17 protein-coding genes are annotated in these 17,027 nt (G+C 29.5%); 9 read left to right on the forward strand and 8 right to left on the reverse strand.

Annotated features, from left to right (window positions below; all coding sequences use genetic code 11):
* Position 1: 1 nt before the first annotated feature.
* From H2280_RS00300 to rpsU, 3 genes are all read right to left on the reverse strand, one after another.
* Positions 2-1,171, reverse strand: a complete 1,170-nt coding sequence (locus tag H2280_RS00300) for a glutathionylspermidine synthase family protein (RefSeq protein WP_337215338.1) — start codon at positions 1,169-1,171, stop codon at positions 2-4.
* Positions 1,172-1,180: 9 nt separating this feature from the next.
* Entirely contained in the window at positions 1,181-1,780 is a 600-nt protein-coding gene (locus H2280_RS00305) for a UPF0323 family lipoprotein (RefSeq protein ID WP_337195233.1), read from the reverse strand.
* Between the two features lie 169 nt (positions 1,781-1,949).
* Entirely contained in the window at positions 1,950-2,162 is a 213-nt protein-coding gene (gene rpsU / locus H2280_RS00310; RefSeq protein ID WP_002780697.1) for a 30S ribosomal protein S21, read from the reverse strand.
* A gap of 181 nt (positions 2,163-2,343) precedes the next feature.
* Here rpsU and ccoG point away from each other — a divergent pair, with 181 nt between their 5' ends.
* The 5 genes from ccoG (at position 2,344) to H2280_RS00335 (ending at position 10,103) form a co-directional block, all read left to right on the forward strand.
* Complete coding sequence (gene ccoG, locus H2280_RS00315) at positions 2,344-3,711, forward strand: cytochrome c oxidase accessory protein CcoG (protein ID WP_337215339.1); 1,368 nt, start codon at positions 2,344-2,346, stop codon at positions 3,709-3,711.
* Positions 3,708-4,334: a TetR/AcrR family transcriptional regulator gene (locus H2280_RS00320; protein ID WP_337215340.1), complete on the forward strand. Its 627-nt coding sequence runs from the start codon at positions 3,708-3,710 to the stop codon at positions 4,332-4,334. Before ccoG ends, H2280_RS00320 begins: the two co-directional genes overlap by 4 nt.
* 93 nt (positions 4,335-4,427) lie before the next feature.
* Complete coding sequence (locus tag H2280_RS00325; RefSeq protein WP_337195231.1) at positions 4,428-5,528, forward strand: efflux RND transporter periplasmic adaptor subunit; 1,101 nt, start codon at positions 4,428-4,430, stop codon at positions 5,526-5,528.
* Positions 5,528-8,647 (forward strand): efflux RND transporter permease subunit, encoded by a 3,120-nt coding sequence (locus tag H2280_RS00330; protein ID WP_137623256.1) that lies wholly within the window; start codon positions 5,528-5,530, stop codon positions 8,645-8,647. Before H2280_RS00325 ends, H2280_RS00330 begins: the two co-directional genes overlap by 1 nt.
* Positions 8,640-10,103 carry a TolC family protein gene (locus H2280_RS00335; RefSeq protein ID WP_337215341.1) on the forward strand — a complete coding sequence of 488 codons (1,464 nt, stop codon included), beginning with the start codon at positions 8,640-8,642 and terminating at the stop codon, positions 10,101-10,103. The genes H2280_RS00330 and H2280_RS00335 overlap by 8 nt, the downstream gene beginning before the upstream one ends.
* A 9-nt stretch (positions 10,104-10,112) precedes the next feature.
* Here H2280_RS00335 and cmeU read toward each other — a convergent pair whose 3' ends face one another.
* The gene (gene cmeU, locus H2280_RS00340) at positions 10,113-10,364 is read right to left on the reverse strand and encodes a CmeU family protein (protein ID WP_337215342.1); all 252 of its coding nucleotides are present in this window, start codon (positions 10,362-10,364) and stop codon (positions 10,113-10,115) included.
* A 110-nt stretch (positions 10,365-10,474) separates the two neighbouring features.
* Between cmeU and H2280_RS00345 the strand changes: the two genes are divergently transcribed.
* Complete coding sequence (locus H2280_RS00345; RefSeq protein WP_337215343.1) at positions 10,475-11,815, forward strand: coproporphyrinogen III oxidase family protein; 1,341 nt, start codon at positions 10,475-10,477, stop codon at positions 11,813-11,815.
* 2 nt (positions 11,816-11,817) lie between these two features.
* Here the strand turns inward: H2280_RS00345 and hemJ are convergent, their stop codons facing one another.
* From hemJ to H2280_RS00365, 4 genes are all read right to left on the reverse strand, one after another.
* Entirely contained in the window at positions 11,818-12,270 is a 453-nt protein-coding gene (gene hemJ / locus H2280_RS00350) for a protoporphyrinogen oxidase HemJ (protein WP_337215344.1), read from the reverse strand.
* On the reverse strand, positions 12,254-12,715 hold the full coding sequence (lspA, locus tag H2280_RS00355; protein ID WP_337215345.1) for a signal peptidase II: 462 nt from the start codon (positions 12,713-12,715) through the stop codon (positions 12,254-12,256). Before lspA ends, hemJ begins: the two co-directional genes overlap by 17 nt.
* Positions 12,708-14,045, reverse strand: coding sequence for a phosphoglucosamine mutase (glmM, locus tag H2280_RS00360; protein ID WP_137623262.1), 1,338 nt, complete (start codon positions 14,043-14,045; stop codon positions 12,708-12,710). The genes lspA and glmM overlap by 8 nt, the downstream gene beginning before the upstream one ends.
* A gap of 89 nt (positions 14,046-14,134) precedes the next feature.
* Positions 14,135-15,154, reverse strand: a complete 1,020-nt coding sequence (locus tag H2280_RS00365) for a cytochrome-c peroxidase (RefSeq protein ID WP_137623263.1) — start codon at positions 15,152-15,154, stop codon at positions 14,135-14,137.
* 205 nt (positions 15,155-15,359) lie between these two features.
* On the opposite strand from H2280_RS00365, the gene plsY reads away from it, so the two are divergent.
* The 3 genes from plsY to hsrA all read left to right on the forward strand — a co-directional run bounded on the left by plsY (position 15,360) and on the right by hsrA (position 17,024).
* Entirely contained in the window at positions 15,360-15,971 is a 612-nt protein-coding gene (gene plsY / locus H2280_RS00370; RefSeq protein ID WP_337215346.1) for a glycerol-3-phosphate 1-O-acyltransferase PlsY, read from the forward strand.
* Positions 15,956-16,273, forward strand: a complete 318-nt coding sequence (locus H2280_RS00375; protein WP_137623265.1) for a dihydroneopterin aldolase — start codon at positions 15,956-15,958, stop codon at positions 16,271-16,273. Before plsY ends, H2280_RS00375 begins: the two co-directional genes overlap by 16 nt.
* 79 nt (positions 16,274-16,352) lie before the next feature.
* Positions 16,353-17,024 carry a homeostatic response regulator transcription factor HsrA gene (gene hsrA, locus H2280_RS00380; protein WP_137623266.1) on the forward strand — a complete coding sequence of 224 codons (672 nt, stop codon included), beginning with the start codon at positions 16,353-16,355 and terminating at the stop codon, positions 17,022-17,024.
* Positions 17,025-17,027: the final 3 nt, after the last annotated feature.

The following is a 17,027-nucleotide window of genomic DNA, read 5'->3' on the forward strand; positions in this document are numbered from 1 at the left end:
TTTACTCCTTAATAATATGTCCAACAAATTTTGAGGAATTATCAAGTATCATTCCACCTTTTCTAAAACCTAAACCACACCCTTCATAAGCAAAAAATACTCCTGCTTGATAAAACTCATTTTCATAAGAATTTAATTCTACGTATTCTTGATAAATGAATTTGTTATTTTCATAAGGTCCTTCATTTTCATTTAAAATTTGCTCATCTTTAATAATACTTACATTAGCCCCTTCTCTACCAAAAACCGGCTTTTTAACATAAGTTTTTCCAACTAAAGGCTGATCTTTTGTTTCTAAAAGTAATGGATGATTAGGGTAAAGCTCGTACAAAATTTTCATAATGCCTTTTGATTGAAATATCAAAGTATAAGCAGGATTTAAAATGATGGCCTTTTGATTACGCATGATCTGCGTTAAAAGCATAGCAAGATCTCCTTCTTCTATCGCTATATCTTCCCAAGGTATCAATTTAAACCAATATTCATAGTTAATTCCATCCTTAAAAATACCCTCATCACTAAATTCCACCTCATCCACATAAGAAAAATTAGTTTCAAAACCCGCTTCATTAGCAATATGAGTTAATAATTTCGTTGTGATTTCCTCTTCTTTGATTCCAGCGATACTTGAAAAAAGAATTTTCCAGCCTTGATAGTAATTTTCAAACAAACTAGTATCATCATTAAGTGTAATTAATCTTTTAAAATTTTCCATCAAGGATTCATAAATATTATTAAATTGATAACTTTCATCCATATTGTTTTGTTTTAAAATTGCCCATTGTAAAATGGCACTCTCAAAAAGAGATGTTGGAGTATCCGCATTAAACTCTAAAAGCTTAATAGGTTTTCCATCCAATCCTCCCGCAAAATCAAATCTTCCATATAAATGCCAATGAACATCATTTTCCCAACTCATTTTAATAGCATCTACAAGGTTAAAAGGAATACCTAATTCATCAAAGCGATCATTATCGATCACATTCTGTGCGGCTGCTACAAACATATCATAAAGCTCATTAGCCGCTTCATAATAAGCATTTGCCTCATTTTCTTTAACACAAACTAAAGCATCACTGATATAATCACTACCATCTTCGTCAGTATGCCAAGAAAAGCCTATACTTTCTAAATAATCCTTTTGAAGCTTATTAACTTTTAATAATCTCATACACCTTCCTTAAGAACCAAAACCAAAACTAAAACCAGAACTTGTTTTAGATCCACCTTTAAAAAAGCCCGATCTTGAAGAACTAGAAGATTTACTTGTACTTGCCTTATTAAAACTATTCACACTTCTTTGATAAGCACTTTGACTTGTAAAGGCTCCACGTTGTTGATTAATAAAATTTTGATTGCCAAAAAGTTTTGAACCAATCCAGTTTCCTATAATAGCTCCAGCAGCACTTGTAAGTAAAGTTTCACCTAAACTCAATCCACCACTATTCATTTGATGATTACTTTGAGTAAGATTAGAAGTTCCATTATCTATTTTCTCGGCCTCTTGTTTTATAAGCGCATCCATTTCTTCTTTGCTTAAAATTCGTTCTGTACCATTTAAATCTTTTAAAATTACCACGGTTTCATCGCTAGGAAATTGATATTTTATTTTATATTGACCCGGTGCAACTTCTTCTATGACAACAAAAGCACCTTGCATATTTGAAATTTGATTTGAAGTATCTGAGTTATCGCTACTACAAGCAACCAAAGCACCCCCTGCTACAGCTGCTAAACCACCTATCATACCGATTTGAATAATTTTTTTAATCCTTTTCATAAATAAGCACCCCTAATAACCAAAAAAATTAATGATTAATTCTAACAAAAAATAATAAATTCATTCTTTGATATTAGAAAAATTAAAATAGTTTTGTACTTAAAAAATTTTTAATTGAGTTTTAAAGAAGATTCAAGGATTATCAAAAGCCTTGAAAAGGCCTTTGATCTTAAAGTCTTGATTCGTATCGTCTAAGCATATAAAGTCTTTTAAGCATTTTTTTACGTGCTGAAATTTTTTGTTTTTTACGAATTTCAGTCATAGGCTCAAAAAATCTTCTCGCTCTAACTTCAGTTACAACAAGATTTCTATCAACTTGTTTTTTGAATTTACGATATGCTTCGTCAAAAGACTCGTTAGGATGCACCTTAATTCCTGGCACTATCCTCACCACCTTTCGTAATTTAATTTTGCTTAACAAAATTTCATTGTTAAGAGCAAAGATTATAAAATATTTATCATTAAATATTTCTTATTAAAGGTGACTTAGAAAACATTTAAAAAATATTTTAGTTTTTATGAATTATAATAGCCATAGAAAATAGAAATAAAAAAGGAGTTAAATGCAAAATTTTATTACCGATTATACGAAAAAGCGTTATATTCTTTATGGTATTATTAGTATTATTGCATTAAGTTTGCCATTTATTAGAATCAATGGGAATCATTTTTTTCTTTTAAGTTTTGTCCATGCTAAATTAAATTTATTCTTTGTTTCTTTCTCCACTCAAGAATTTTATCTTATGCCTTTTGTCCTTATACTTCTTTTTTTATTTATATTTTTTATAACGACATTAGGGGGTAGAATTTGGTGTGCTTGGAGTTGTCCTCAAACTATCTTTAGGGTTATTTATAGAGATTTAATCCAAACAAAAATTTTAAAAATTAGAAAAAATATCAACAATAAACAAAAAGAATATTCCGGTCAATATTTAAAAAAAACAATTGCCGTTATTTTATTTTATTTTATCTCTTTAATTGCTATAAGTAATTTACTTTGGTATTTTGTTCCACCAGAAGAGTATTTTGAATACATAAAAAATCCCAATGAGCATTTTCTTTTGATGGGAATTTTATTTTTTGGAAGTCTACTTTTTACCCTTGATGTCACTTGTCTAGCAGAAAAATTCTGTATCTATGTTTGTCCATATGCTAGAATACAATCAGTTATGTTTGATCGCGATACTATGCAAGTTATTTATAATGAAAAACGTGGGGGAGTTATTTTTGATGGTAAATTTAAACTTCATAAAAAACCTCCTCAAGGAGAATGTATAGGATGCGAAGCTTGTGTGAGCGTTTGCCCAACACATATTGATATTAGAGCAGGAATGCAGCTTGAATGCATTAATTGCTTAGAATGTGCCGATGCTTGTTCTAAAATTCAAAATAAATTTAATCGCCCAAGCCTTATTAACTGGACAAGTGTCAAATCAATAGAAACCAATCAAAAAATTAAATATTTTCGCTTTCGAACTGTTGGTTATTTAATCGTTATTACAATTGTCTTAATTGCCTTATTTGTTATGGGTAGTAAAAAAGAACACATGCTTTTAAATATCAACCGAAGTAGTGAATTGTATCAGATTTCACGCGTAGGTGACAATATAGAAGTTTCAAACGCATATACATTTTTATTTCAAAATACAGATATAAAAGATCATGAGTATTATTTTGAAGCTAAAATAGAAGGTATTGACAACGGTATTGAAATTATTCGTCCGAGCAAACCTTTTAAAATTTCAGCCGGAGAACAGAGCAAAAAAATTGTCATCATTAAGGCTATAAAAAAACTTGCTAACGATAATCATAAAGATGTTATTTTTCCGCTTTCAATTAAAGCTTATGCTAAAGATGATAACAAAATCGTTATTTTTAGAAAAACGATTTTTATTTATCCTAAAGTTTCAATTTTTAAGGAGGTAAAATGAATTTAAACAAAATACTTTCTAAGAAAAATTTGGCTCGAAAAGATAAAATAAAAAAAGTCGCCTGTGAACTTTTTTTAGCACGAGGATTTCAAGAAACCAGCCTAAGTGATATTATCAAAATTTCTGGGGGCTCTTATTCTAATATTTATGATTGTTTTCAAAGCAAAGAGGGTTTATTTTTTGAAATTTTAGATGATGTTTGCAAGAAACATTTTGATCTTATTGCATCTCAAATTCATATCTCTGAAAATAAAAATTTAAAAGAAAATTTAATTTCTTTTGCTAAAGTTTTTGTCAATATATATAATACAGCTCCAATGGTTTCTTTGGGAAAAATTATTTTTTCTCAAGTTTATAATACAGCTTATCTTCAAAATTGGATACAAGATAATCAAAAATTTTTCGCTCGTAACATCTTAGCAAATCTTTTTTCAAAGCAAAAAAATAAATACATCTGCGATAATGCCGCAAAGTTGGCCATTACTTTTTGCAATATGCTAAAAGAACCTTATTATACTTTAAATGTTCTAGTAGATTCCCCGCTTATGAATAATAAAGAACAAGAAGAACATATAGAATTTATGGTTGATCTTTTTTTAAATGGTATTTCAAATAAAACCTAAAAAATATTAAATTCAAGTTTAATTAATAAAATTTAATTAGAATACCAATGTTTAAATATTTTAATAATAAAAAATACAAAAATTAAGGTAAAAATGATGAAATTTGTAAAAAATATCTTTTTAATAAGTATTGCATTTTTAGTTTGTGCTTGCGAAAAAAAAGAAGTTCCCAAAATGCAACAAGATCCAATATCTGTAAGTTTTATGAAAGCAAAATCTGAAAATTTACCTCTTAGTTTCACCTATCCAGCAAAACTCGTAAGCGATTATGATGTGATATTAAAACCTCAAGTAAGCGGAGTGATATTAAAAAAATATTTTAAAGCCGGCGATAGAGTTAAAGAGGGTCAAAAATTATTTCTCATTGAACCTGATAAATTTGAAGCAAATGTTAATTCTGCACAAGGAAAATTCTTAATGGCAAAAGCTAGTTTTGACAATGCTCTAAAAGATTATGAAAGAAACAAAATTTTATTTTCAAAAAAAGCCATTTCAAAAAAAGAATACGATACTTCTTTAGCAAATTTTGATAGTGCAAAAGCAGAACTTGCAAGTTCCAAAGCTGATCTACAAAACGCTAAAATTGATCTTAGTCATACTGAAATTCTTGCACCATTTGATGGAGTTGTCGGTGATGCTTTAGTCAATGTAGGAGATTATGTTAATTCCGCAAATACAGAATTAGTCCGCGTTACAAACCTTAATCCAATTTATGCAGAATTTTACATTTCTGATACAGATAAACTTAATATTATACGAAATACTCAAAGTGGAGAATGGGATCTTAAAAATATTCAAGCTACATTGAATTTAAATGGAGAAGAAGTTAAAGGAAAACTTTATTTTATCGATTCAGTGATAAATGCAGATAGTGGAACTGTTAAAGCTAAAGCTATTTTTGATAATAACAATTCTAGTCTTTTACCAGGAGCATTCGCCACAATCACTTCAGAAGGATTTATCCAAAAAAATGGCTTTAAAATACCACAAAGCGCCATCAAACAAGATCAAAATGAAGTATATGTTTATACCATAGTTAATAACAAAGTTACAAAAAGCCCAATCCACATCAGCTATCAAAACAATGAATATGCCATCATCGACTCTGGACTTAAAAATGATGATAAAATTATTTTAGATAATTTCAAAAAAATTCACATTGGATCTGAAGTTCAAGAAATTGGGAGTAAATAATGTTCTCTAAGTTTTTTATAGAAAGACCAATATTTGCCTCTGTTGTTGCCATTATTATTTCAATTTCTGGAGCCATAGGTTTAATCAATCTACCCGTAGAGCAATATCCTGCGCTAACCCCCCCTACAGTTCAAGTAACAGCAAGTTATACTGGTGCAGATGCTCAAACGATAGCCTCAACTGTTGCAACTCCTATTGAAGATGCAATCAATGGCGTTGATAATATGATTTATATGGATTCTACGAGTTCTACAGGCCAAATGAAACTCACTGTTTATTTTGATATAGGAACTGATCCTGATCAAGCAACTGTGAATGTAAATAATAGAATTTCAGCAGCAACAGCAAAACTCCCAGAAGCAGTTAAAAAACTTGGGGTAACCGTTAGAAAATCTTCTTCTTCGATACTTGAAGTTGTTTCCATCTATTCGGATGATAATTCGATGAGCGATGTAGATATTTTTAACTATACTACTTTAAATATCTTAGATGAATTAAAAAGAATTCCTGGAGTTGGAGATGCTAACGCCATAGGTGGTAAAAACTATTCTATGAGAATTTGGCTTAAACCTGATTTATTAAACAAATTTAACATAACCGCTACAGATGTTATCAATGCAATTAATGAACAAAATGCTCAATATGCGACAGGAAAAATTGGCGAAGAACCTGTTATCAATAAATCCGCTCAAGTACTTTCTATAACAATGCAAGGAAGACTTTCCACTCCTAAAGAATTTGAAAATATCATTATAAGAGTTAATAAAGATGGATCTTTCTTGAGAATTAAAGATGTGGCAAATGTAGAAATAGGATCTCAAGAATATACCTCAACCGGACGTTTGGGCACCAAACCAGCTGTTCCAATTATGATTAATTTACAATCAGGTGCTAATGCTGTAAGCACTGCAAAATTAGTCAATAAAAAACTTGAAGAACTTTCTAAAAATTTCCCTCAAGGTTTAAAATATAAAGTTCCTTTTGATACAACAATTTTCGTTAAAGCTTCTATTAAAGAAGTGATAAAAACTTTTGCTGAAGCCTTAATTTTAGTTCTTATTGTTATGTATCTTTTCTTGAAAAATTTCAGATCAACCCTTATTCCAATGATCGCTGTTCCTGTTTCATTACTGGGAACTTTTGCTGTACTTTATTTACTTGGCTTTAGCATTAATCTTTTAACTCTTTTTGCCCTTGTTTTAGCCATAGGTATTGTTGTTGATGATGCTATCATAGTGGTTGAAAATATTGATAGAATTATACATTCTAACCCCAATATTTCGATCAAAGATGCAGCTATTCAAGCTATGCATGAAGTAAGTTCACCGGTTATTTCTATTGTTCTTGTTTTATGTGCTGTTTTTATCCCTGTGTCATTTATTTCAGGGTTTGTAGGAGAAATTCAAAAACAGTTTGCCCTAACCTTAGCCGCTTCTGTTGCTATTTCTGGATTTGTTGCACTCACATTGACTCCTTCATTGTCTGCAATTTTTTTAACAAGAAATGAATCAAAACCTTTCTATTTTGTTCAAAAATTTAATGATTTTTTTGACTGGAGTACTTCTGTATTTAGTGCTGGTGTAGCCTATATGCTAAAACGCACTATTCGCTTTGTTCTTATTTTTTGTATTATGCTAGGAGCGATTTTTTATTTATATAAAATTGTACCAAGCTCTCTTGTTCCAAGTGAAGATCAAGGTGCTATTATAGGTCTTATCAATCTACCTGCTGGCACACCTTTACATAAAACCATAGAAGAAGTAGAAAATATGAATAAAGATATCTACAAAATGGATAGTGTAGAATCAGCTATTTCTCTTATAGGATTTGATCTTTTTACAAGCTCTTTAAAAGAAAATGTTACGGTAACATTTTTAAAATTAAAAGATTGGAGTGAAAGAAAATTAAATTCTAATCAAATCATTGGTATGTTATTTGGAAAATATGCAAACGATAGAAACGCTCAAAGCTTTTTTATTAACCTTCCTGCGATCCCTGGAATCAGTTTAACAGGTGGTTTTGAAATGTATGTCCAAAATAAAAGCGGAAAAACTTATGATCAAATTCAACAAGATGTTAATAAATTACTAGAAGCAGCAAAAAAAAGAAAAGAATTATTTAATGTAAAAACAACCCTTGATACTAATTTTCCACAATATAAACTTATTATTGATCGAGATAAAATGAAATATTTTAATCTCAATATGCAAGATGTTTTTAATACTATTAGTGCAACAATAGGAACTTATTATGTTAATGATTTTCCTATGTTGGGAAAAAATTTCCAAGTTAATATTCGAGCTTTAGGAGATTTTAGAAATACTCAAGACGCGTTAAGAAATATCTTTGTAAGATCAAATGATGGAAAAATGATCCCTCTTAACTCATTTTTAACCCTCTCTAGAAGTGTTGGGCCTGATGATGTTAAAAGATTTAATCTTTTTCCAGCTGCTCTTATACAAGGAGATCCTGCATCGGGTTATTCTTCTGGACAAGCTATTGAAGCGATCTCAGCTGTTGCTAAAGAAACCTTAGGAAGTGATTATTCAATTGCTTGGGCAGGAACTGCTTATCAAGAAGTTAATTCTAAAGGCACTGGATTATTTGCTTTCACCTTAGGAATGGTTTTTGTATTTTTAATTTTGGCAGCTCAATATGAAAGATGGCTTATTCCACTTGCTGTTGTTACCGCTGTTCCTTTTGCAGCATTTGGATCTTTTCTTTTAGTAGCTCTTTCAGGATTTGACAACGATATATATTTTCAAACTGGACTTTTGCTTTTAATCGGACTTTCTGCAAAAAATGCAATTTTGATTATTGAATTTGCTATGGAAGAACATCTTAAAAAAGGAAAAAGTGTTTTTGATGCTGCCATTAGTGCTGCAAAATTAAGATTTAGACCTATTGTTATGACTTCACTAGCCTTTACTTTTGGTGTTTTACCAATGATTTTTGCTCATGGGGCAGGAAGTGCTTCCCGTCATGCTTTAGGAACTGGGCTTATAGGTGGAATGATCGCTGCTTCTACTTTAGCGATTTTCTTTGTTCCATTATTTTTCTATCTTTTAGAAAATCTAAGTATTTGGATTAACAAGAAAAGAGGTAAAATCCGTGAATAAGATTATTTCAATAAGTATTATTACAAGTCTTGGATTATTGATTTCAGCCTGCTCTTTAAGCCCAAATTTAAATATTCCTGAAGCAAATTATACCCTTGCTGATAGCAAACAAGAAAATAATAACGGTATTGATCAAAGATGGTGGGAAGAATTTCAAGATGAACATTTAAATAAACTTGTTGATTTAGCCCTTAGAAACAATTCTGATTTAAAAATTGCTTATATACATTTAAAACAAGCTAGCGCACAATTAGGGATCGATTTTAGCAATTTATTGCCAAAATTTGATGCAAGTGCAAATGCTCTAAGAAGTAAAACTTCGATAAATGCACCAACAAATAAAAGTGGTCAATTTAATTATGGCAATGACTTTAAAATGGGGTTAAATTTAAGCTATGAAATTGATCTTTGGGGTAAGTACCGAGATTCTTACAGATCAAGTAAAGCTTCTTTTGAGGCAAGTAAATATGATTATGAAGCGGCGAGACTTTCCATTATTTCAAATACAGTTCAAACGTATTTTAATCTCGTAAATGCTTATGAAAATGAAAATGCTTTAAAGCAAGCTTATGAAGCAGCACAAGAAATTTATCGCATTAACAATGAAAAATTTTCAGCAGGAACTACTGGAGAGTATGAATTATCTCAAGCTAAAGCCAATCTTGAAAGTATTTCTTTACAATACAATCAAGCACAACTTAATAAAGAAAACTATCTTAAAGCCTTAAAAATATTAACCTCCAATGATTTAAATAATATACTTTATCAAAATCAAGACTACCAAACCTTTAATCTTAAAGAGTTTGATATTCCAACTGGAATCACTAGCGAAATTTTATTACAACGTCCTGATATCAGCTCTTCTTTAGAAAAACTCATGCAAAAAAATTATCTTATAGGCGTTGCTCGTTCAGCTTTTTTACCTAGTCTTTCCTTAACCGGACTTTTAGGTTTTGAAAGTAATGATTTAGATACTTTGGTAAAAAATGGCTCTAAAACGTGGAATATAGGTGGAAGTTTTTTAATGCCTATTTTCCACTGGGGTGAAATTAATGAAAATGTTAATTTAGCCAAATTAAATAAAGATGAAGCCTTTATAAACTATGAGAATACTTTAAAAACGGCCTTTGGGGAAATTCGGTACGCTTTAGTTTCTAGAAAAAACATACGCTTACAATACGATAATGCTTTATCTAGCGAACAAGCCTATAAAAGGATTTATGAAATTGCTAAAGAGCGTTATGATGTAGGAGAAATGTCTTTGCAAGATTATTTAGAAGCTCGAAAAAATTGGCTTAATTCTCAAATCAATTTCAACAATACAAAATACTCTTATGCTAACTCTATCGTAGATGTTATCAAAGCCTTTGGCGGTGGATTTGATCGACAAGATGAAAATTCTTGGGAAAATGCCCAAAAAGAAGAGTTTCAAAATTTAGAAAATTCTTTAAAATAAACGTTTGATTTAGAAATCTTTTTCTAAATCAGCGCTTGTGATTTTATAGGCCTTATAAATAGCTGGTAATATTTTTCTTATTGCATAATCATAATGATAAAATCGTTTATACATCTCTTGGGCATTTAAATCTTTTGCATTTTTAAAATCAAAAACTTCAGTATTTTTCAATTTTTCAATATTTTCATCAAAAAAAGAATAAAATTCTGATCTTTTTTTAAATAAGGCATTTAAATCCTTAATAATTTCTGATTTTTCCATAATATCACATCCTTTTAAAATAATTTCTATTGAAATATAAAAAATTTACCATTAATTTAGTAAAAATTTGATAAAGTTCTCTATCATACTTTAATTATTAGGTTTATTCGATGAATTTGTTTCAAAATTTAGCTTTAAAATATTCTCATATTATGATGGAAAAATCTTTAGAAAAAGGTTTTAATGTTGAGCTTTTAAAGGATCCAAAAGAAAAAATCCCAAAAAATGATAAAACTTATATGCTTTATGCTCATATACCTTTTTGTCATACTTTTTGTCCTTATTGCAGTTTTCATAAATATTATTATGATGAAGAATTAGCTAAAATTTATTTTGAAAATCTAAGAAAAGAAATACTCTTAATTAAAGAAAAGGGGTTTGATTTTACCTCTATGTATGTTGGTGGCGGCACAACTCTTATTCATGAAGAAGAACTACTAAAAACCTTGGAACTTTGTAAAAAAATTTTCAATATTAAAGAAATTTCTTGCGAAACGGATCCAAATCATATAAAACCTGAAAAACTTTCCATGTTTAAAGGCGTAATCGATAGGTTAAGTTGCGGAGTTCAGAGTTTCAATGACGATATTTTAAAAAAAGTTGCAAGATATAATAAATTTGGCTCTTCTCAAATGCTTCAAGAAAAAATTTCAAAAGCAATAAATATTTTGCCTATTTTTAGTATAGATTTGATCTTTAATCTTCCAGGACAAACAACAGAGCAACTTTTAAATGATTTAACTGTTGCTAAAAATTTAGCTCCTCAACAAATTACAACTTATCCCTTAATGAAATCAGGATTAACCAAAGATAATATAGCTAAAAGTTTAGGCGTAAGCACTGAAGATAATGAATTTAAATTTTATCAAATCATACGAGACTTTTTTAAAGATTATCAGCAAAATAATGGCTGGAGTTTCTCTTTGGAAAAAAATACATTCAATGATGAATATGTAAGCTCTCATCATGAATATTTAGGAGTGGGTAGCGGTGCTTTTAGTTTTTTAGATGGAGAACTTTTAATCAATGCTTTTGATTTAAACGATTATTCAAGACTTATAAAAGAAAAACAAAATGCAAATATTGCAAAAGCTGATTTTGATAAAAAAGAAATCATAAAATACGTCTTTTTAACTGAAATTTTTGCGGGAAAAATAGATATCAAACGCTTCAATAAAACTCTTAATTGCGATCTTGAAAAAGAGCTTTTTATTGAGCTTTTGGGTCTTAAAATGAGCGGAGCCATCAAAAAAGAAGATGATTTTTTAACTACAAGCAAATTTGGTCAATATCTTTTTGTTGTTTTAATGAAAGATTTTTACACTGGAATGGATCTTGTTCGTGCAGTTTTTAGAGATAGTAAGCGTATTAAAAATAAAAACTTTATCGACATTATGAAAGAAGATGTTAATCCGCTTGAACCCGCTAGTATGGAGATCAAGGCGAATTAAGATTAGAACGGGCGGACAACCATCATTAAAGCGATAATGATAAACATAATTGTGGGAAATTCATTATAAATTCTAAAGTATTTTCCGCTTTTTGTATAAATATCTTTAGATAAAGCTTTTAAACAAAAATAATTGTGTATATGAAAAAGGATTAAAAGCGTTACACAGGTAAGTTTTACATGCATATAAGCTGCCCCTACCATTAAAATTTCTTTATGAGCATGCAACATTAAACTTCCGGTAATCAAAGTCGCAATCATTGCAGGGTTTTGTATAGCAAAATAAAGTTTTTTCTCTTGAATTTTTACCACATCAGTAAAACCTTTATTTTCTTTATGTTCTACATGATATACAAAAAGTCTTGGCAAGTAAAAAAGTCCGGCCATCCAAGAAACAAAAGCTAGATAATGCACCCATTTAATCCAAAAATAATATTCATTAATCCATTCTGTCATTTTTACTCCTTCTTTTTATAAAAATTTCTTGTATAAAAATCAACGCAACACTAATATTTATCATAACATCTGCTACATTAAAAATAGCAAAATTAAACCATTTGTGCCAAAAAAACATATCTACAACTCCACCATGCACAAAACGATCCAAAAGATTTGAGCATCCAGAACCTAACATTATCCCAAAAGCTATGATATGTTCTTTTAAAAATTTTTTTTGCCAAAAAAGATACATGACAAGTATCAATATAAATACCAAATGAAAATATTTTAAATAATGATCTAAAAAACTAAGCATTGAAAATGCAATACCAGTGTTTAGAGCAAAGGTTAAATCAAAATATTCACTTTGCCACCTCATCCCCCCTAAAGTCAATTGCTTAACCCATTGATCTAGGATAAATGCTGCTATAAAACAAAGGATAAATTGTAAATTTTTACTCATTTAAAGCTTTCTTAAAAAAATTAATAACATTATTCATTTCTTTTTCCAAAACTTTACTATCTTTATTTTCTAGCAAAAGCCTAATCAAATTTTCAGTTCCAGAGTAACGAAATAAATAATTAATATTTTTATTTTCCAAATCTTTTTTTAGTTCTTTTAAACCTTTAATTTTTTCTAAGTCTTTTTTTTCAGAAATTTTCAAATTTGTTAAAAGTTGCGGATAAGGCTTAATTTGACTTAAAATCGCACTCGCACTTTTTTTCCTTGAAAGCATTAATGCACTAAATTGCAAGGCTGCTATAAGCCCATCTCCTGTTTTAGCATAATCACTAAAAATAATATGCCCACTTTGTTCTCCACCAAAATTTCCACCGATGGCTTTTAGTTTTTCGAGTACATATTTATCTCCAACATTGCAAGTTTCAAGTGAAATTTCATGCTTATTTAAAAATTCTTTCAACGCCCCATTACTCATAATAGTTGCAACAACGCTTGATTTTAACTTGCCTTGCTCTTTTAAATAAAGAGCTAAAACACCTAATAAGCTATCACCATGTGCCACTTCGCCTTTTTCATTCACTACCACCAAACGATCAGCATCTCCATCGAAAGCAAAACCAACATCTGCACGAAATTTTATCACTTCAGATGCTAAATTCGACGGGTGCAAAGCTCCACAATTTTCATTAATATTAAGCCCATTTGGTTGATCATTGATCACAATAACTTCTGCCCCAAGCTCTCTAAATACAGTTGGTGCTACCTTATAAGAAGCTCCATGCGCCACATCTAAAACAACACGTAATGATTTTAAAGTCAAATCTTTAGGAAAAGAATTTTTAATTGAAACAATATAACGTCCTATAACATCATCAATTCTTTTAGCTTGTCCTATTTGATCCATACTCACTTTAGAATCTTGTATAAGTTTGTCATTAAAATAAATTTCTTCTATTTTTCTTTCAACATCTTCATTAAGCTTATTTCCATGTGCGTCAAAAAATTTAATACCATTATCATAATAAGGATTATGAGAAGCCGAGATCATTATACCTGCATCGCAACGCATATCTTCTGTTAAAAAAGCAATAGCAGGGGTTGGCATAGGTCCTATTTCAATGACATTATATCCTATAGAAGTCAAACCTGATACAATAGCATTTTCTATCATATAACCACTTCGCCTAGTATCCTTACCTACTAAAATATTATTTGTAATACTTTTATCTTTAAAATAAATTCCAGCAGCCATAGCCAAACGCATCGCTAAAAAACTATCTAGGAATTCTCCAGCTTTTGCTCTTACGCCATCCGTTCCAAAAAGTTTCATTTATATCCTTTTTTGATAGTATTACTTTAAATTATAACAAAAAATAAAGTCTGAAAAACTAATAGACTTAAAAAAGTCTATTAGTTTAATTAGAATTGAGGTAGTGGTGTTTTTTCTGTGGAAACTGGAAGCTGAGGATAAATTATTTTAGGTTTAACACCTGTTAAAGATTTTAAAAATGTCTCTATACTTTTTGCATCTTTATTAGAAATGTTAATTCCAAGTTGCACACTTCCCATCTCTTTAATAGCATCGGTTAATTTCCAAATCGCCCCATTGTGAAAATAAGGTGCTGTTTCAGCTACATTTCTTAAAGTTGGTGTTTTAACCATTCCATTTGCATCTCCTTTAAAATCACCTAAATTAGAAAATTTATATTTTCCAGCTACTTCGAAAGGTTGCATATTTCCGCCCAAATTAACTCCGTTATGACAAGCCACACATCCTTTGTCTATAAAAAGTCTTAAACCTTTTTTCTCATCATTACTTAAGGCTTTTTCATCGCCATTTAAAAAAGCATCAAAGCGAGATGGAGTGATCAAAGTTCTTTCAAAATTTGCAATCGCATCGGCTATATTGTCAAAACTAACACCACTTTTGCCATAAATTTGTTTAAATTCTTTCACATATTCAGGTAAAGATGAAATTTTTTCAACAGCTAATTTTGCAGGAGTAGCCATTTCTGGTTCTGATTGTATAGGGCCTTTGGCTTGATCTGCTAAATTTTTCGCACGACCATCCCAAAACTGCACATTATTTAAAAATGCATTATAAACGGTTGGAGAATTTAAATGATGGGGATTTTCTTTCCATTTATTTCCTATAGCAGTTGAAACTCCATCTGCACCACCTAAACCTAAATTATGACAAGTATTGCATGAAATAATACCACTTTTTGAGAGTCTAGGATCAAAATAAAGTTTTTTACCAAGTTCAACTTTTCTAAGATCAAATTGACTTACTTTCACTCCATTTGATTTTAAAATTTCCTCAACGCCTTTTTGATCTTTTGGCAAAGGCTTTAAACCAGAATTTTTAGCCTCATCAATTAAATTCATTGCACTTAGACTTGAAGCAACAAATATTGCTGCAAACAACAAAAATCTCATCTTTTACTCCTTTATATAGAATTAAAAATTTTAAATTTATTAATCTATATTAATAAATTATGAATAAATACTATTCTTTTAACGCTTAAATAAGAATAAAAAATATGTATTAATATTTTTTATTATTAGCTAGACTTATTTATTTTTTTTATCTATAATATTCCTTTACAAACAACCTAAAAATAATATTATGAGGTTTATAACAGTGGAAAATTTAATTATTTACGCTATGGCTTATTGCTTAGGTGCAATTCCTTTTGGCTTAATTTTGACAAAAAAATTTGCAAATATAAATATCAAAAATCAAGGATCAAAAAATATAGGAGCAACTAATGTTTTAAGAGTTGTAAAAGAATATAATCCCACTTTAGCTAAAAAACTTGCCATCACAACAGTGATTTTAGACTTTGCAAAAGCTGCATTACCTTTACTTGTGTTAAAATTTTTAAATTATGATTTAAATGTGCTTTGGAGCGTTGCTGTATTAGCTGTATTTGGACATTGTTATTCTATTTATTTATTATTTGAAGGTGGAAAAGGTGTTGCAACAGGCGCTGGAGCTATGATTGTACTTTTACCTTTAGAGGTTGTAACAGCTTTTGTTGTTTGGTTTATTGTGGGTAAAATTTTTAAAATTTCTTCCTTGGCATCTTTATTGGCCTTAGTAACCTTTATTGGAAGTTCTTTTATTTTTAATTACAATATGGAAGTTATTAATACTCACGCACCTGTATTTATCATAGCTTTTCTTATTTTTTATAAGCATATTCCAAATATTTATAGATTAATTTTCAAAAAAGAATGCAAAGTCATATAAGCATAAAAATACATTTTAAATGTATTATCGGAATTTTAAACTTTGAACGCAAAAAAAAGCAAAAAATTTGTGTTAAATTAAAAGCTAAGGCAAATGATTTTTTAGACTATGCAAAGGTTTCAAAAAAAATCAAAAAAATATACAAAAAAGAAAAATTTTTTACCTTAGAGGAATCTTTGGATTTTGTAAGTGAAAAACTTCATTGTAAATTTCCTCAAATCACTTATTTGAAAATAGCAACTTTTAAACCTAAAATAATAAAAAATGGCAAAGTTGGAGTAAAATTAAAAAAAAGATATTAATTTTTTTTTAAAGATATCTAAACATTTACTTAAACTATGTTATAATTTTTAAAATTTTCTTATTACGAAGGATAAAACAATGAGAATTTTAGTTATAGAGGATGAAATTAGCCTTAATAAGTCTATTATAGATAATCTCAATGAATTTGGCTATCAAACAGATTCATCGGAAAATTTTAAAGATGGGGAATATTATATTGGAATAAGACATTATGATTTGGTATTAGCAAGCTGGAACCTATCTGATGGTGATGGTACAGAACTTATCAATATCATAAAACAAAAATCCCCTAGAACTTCAATAGTTATCATGTCTTCAAAAACTGATAAAGAAACGGAAATAAAAGCTCTTAAAGCAGGAGCTGATGATTTTATAAAAAAACCTTTAGATTTTGATATTTTACTAGCAAGAATTGAAGCAAGATTAAGACTTGGTGGAACAAATGTGATTAAAATTGAAGATCTTATCATTGATCCAGATGAAGAAAAAATCACTTATAAGGATCAAGATATAGAACTCAAAGGGAAACCTTTTGAGGTTTTAACTCATTTAGCTAGACATTCAGATCAAATTGTATCTAAAGAACAACTTTTAGATGCTATTTGGGAAGAACCTGAACTTGTAACCCCAAATGTTATTGAAGTGGCTATCAATCAAATTCGCCAAAAAATGGACAAACCTTTAAATATTTCTACTATTGAAACAGTTCGCAGAAGAGGATATCGTTTCTGCTTTCCTAAAAAATCTTGAAAA

This window comes from Campylobacter sp. 2457A, from assembly GCF_020135895.1.
In the GTDB taxonomy this organism is placed as follows: domain Bacteria; phylum Campylobacterota; class Campylobacteria; order Campylobacterales; family Campylobacteraceae; genus Campylobacter_D; species Campylobacter_D taeniopygiae.

What these genes read in the sequence shown, in the direction of transcription:
- H2280_RS00300 (WP_337215338.1), bottom strand. Translation starts at nt 1,171, where the DNA reads ATGAGATTATTAAAAGTTAATAAGCTTCAAAAGGATTATTTAGAAAGT.
- H2280_RS00305 (WP_337195233.1), bottom strand. Translation starts at nt 1,780, where the DNA reads ATGAAAAGGATTAAAAAAATTATTCAAATCGGTATGATAGGTGGTTTA.
- ccoG (WP_337215339.1), top strand. Translation starts at nt 2,344, where the DNA reads ATGCAAAATTTTATTACCGATTATACGAAAAAGCGTTATATTCTTTAT.
- H2280_RS00320 (WP_337215340.1), top strand. Translation starts at nt 3,708, where the DNA reads ATGAATTTAAACAAAATACTTTCTAAGAAAAATTTGGCTCGAAAAGAT.
- H2280_RS00325 (WP_337195231.1), top strand. Translation starts at nt 4,428, where the DNA reads ATGATGAAATTTGTAAAAAATATCTTTTTAATAAGTATTGCATTTTTA.
- H2280_RS00330 (WP_137623256.1), top strand. Translation starts at nt 5,528, where the DNA reads ATGTTCTCTAAGTTTTTTATAGAAAGACCAATATTTGCCTCTGTTGTT.
- cmeU (WP_337215342.1), bottom strand. Translation starts at nt 10,364, where the DNA reads ATGGAAAAATCAGAAATTATTAAGGATTTAAATGCCTTATTTAAAAAA.
- H2280_RS00345 (WP_337215343.1), top strand. Translation starts at nt 10,475, where the DNA reads ATGAATTTGTTTCAAAATTTAGCTTTAAAATATTCTCATATTATGATG.
- hemJ (WP_337215344.1), bottom strand. Translation starts at nt 12,270, where the DNA reads ATGACAGAATGGATTAATGAATATTATTTTTGGATTAAATGGGTGCAT.
- lspA (WP_337215345.1), bottom strand. Translation starts at nt 12,715, where the DNA reads ATGAGTAAAAATTTACAATTTATCCTTTGTTTTATAGCAGCATTTATC.
- glmM (WP_137623262.1), bottom strand. Translation starts at nt 14,045, where the DNA reads ATGAAACTTTTTGGAACGGATGGCGTAAGAGCAAAAGCTGGAGAATTC.
- H2280_RS00365 (WP_137623263.1), bottom strand. Translation starts at nt 15,154, where the DNA reads ATGAGATTTTTGTTGTTTGCAGCAATATTTGTTGCTTCAAGTCTAAGT.
- H2280_RS00375 (WP_137623265.1), top strand. Translation starts at nt 15,956, where the DNA reads ATGCAAAGTCATATAAGCATAAAAATACATTTTAAATGTATTATCGGA.
- hsrA (WP_137623266.1), top strand. Translation starts at nt 16,353, where the DNA reads ATGAGAATTTTAGTTATAGAGGATGAAATTAGCCTTAATAAGTCTATT.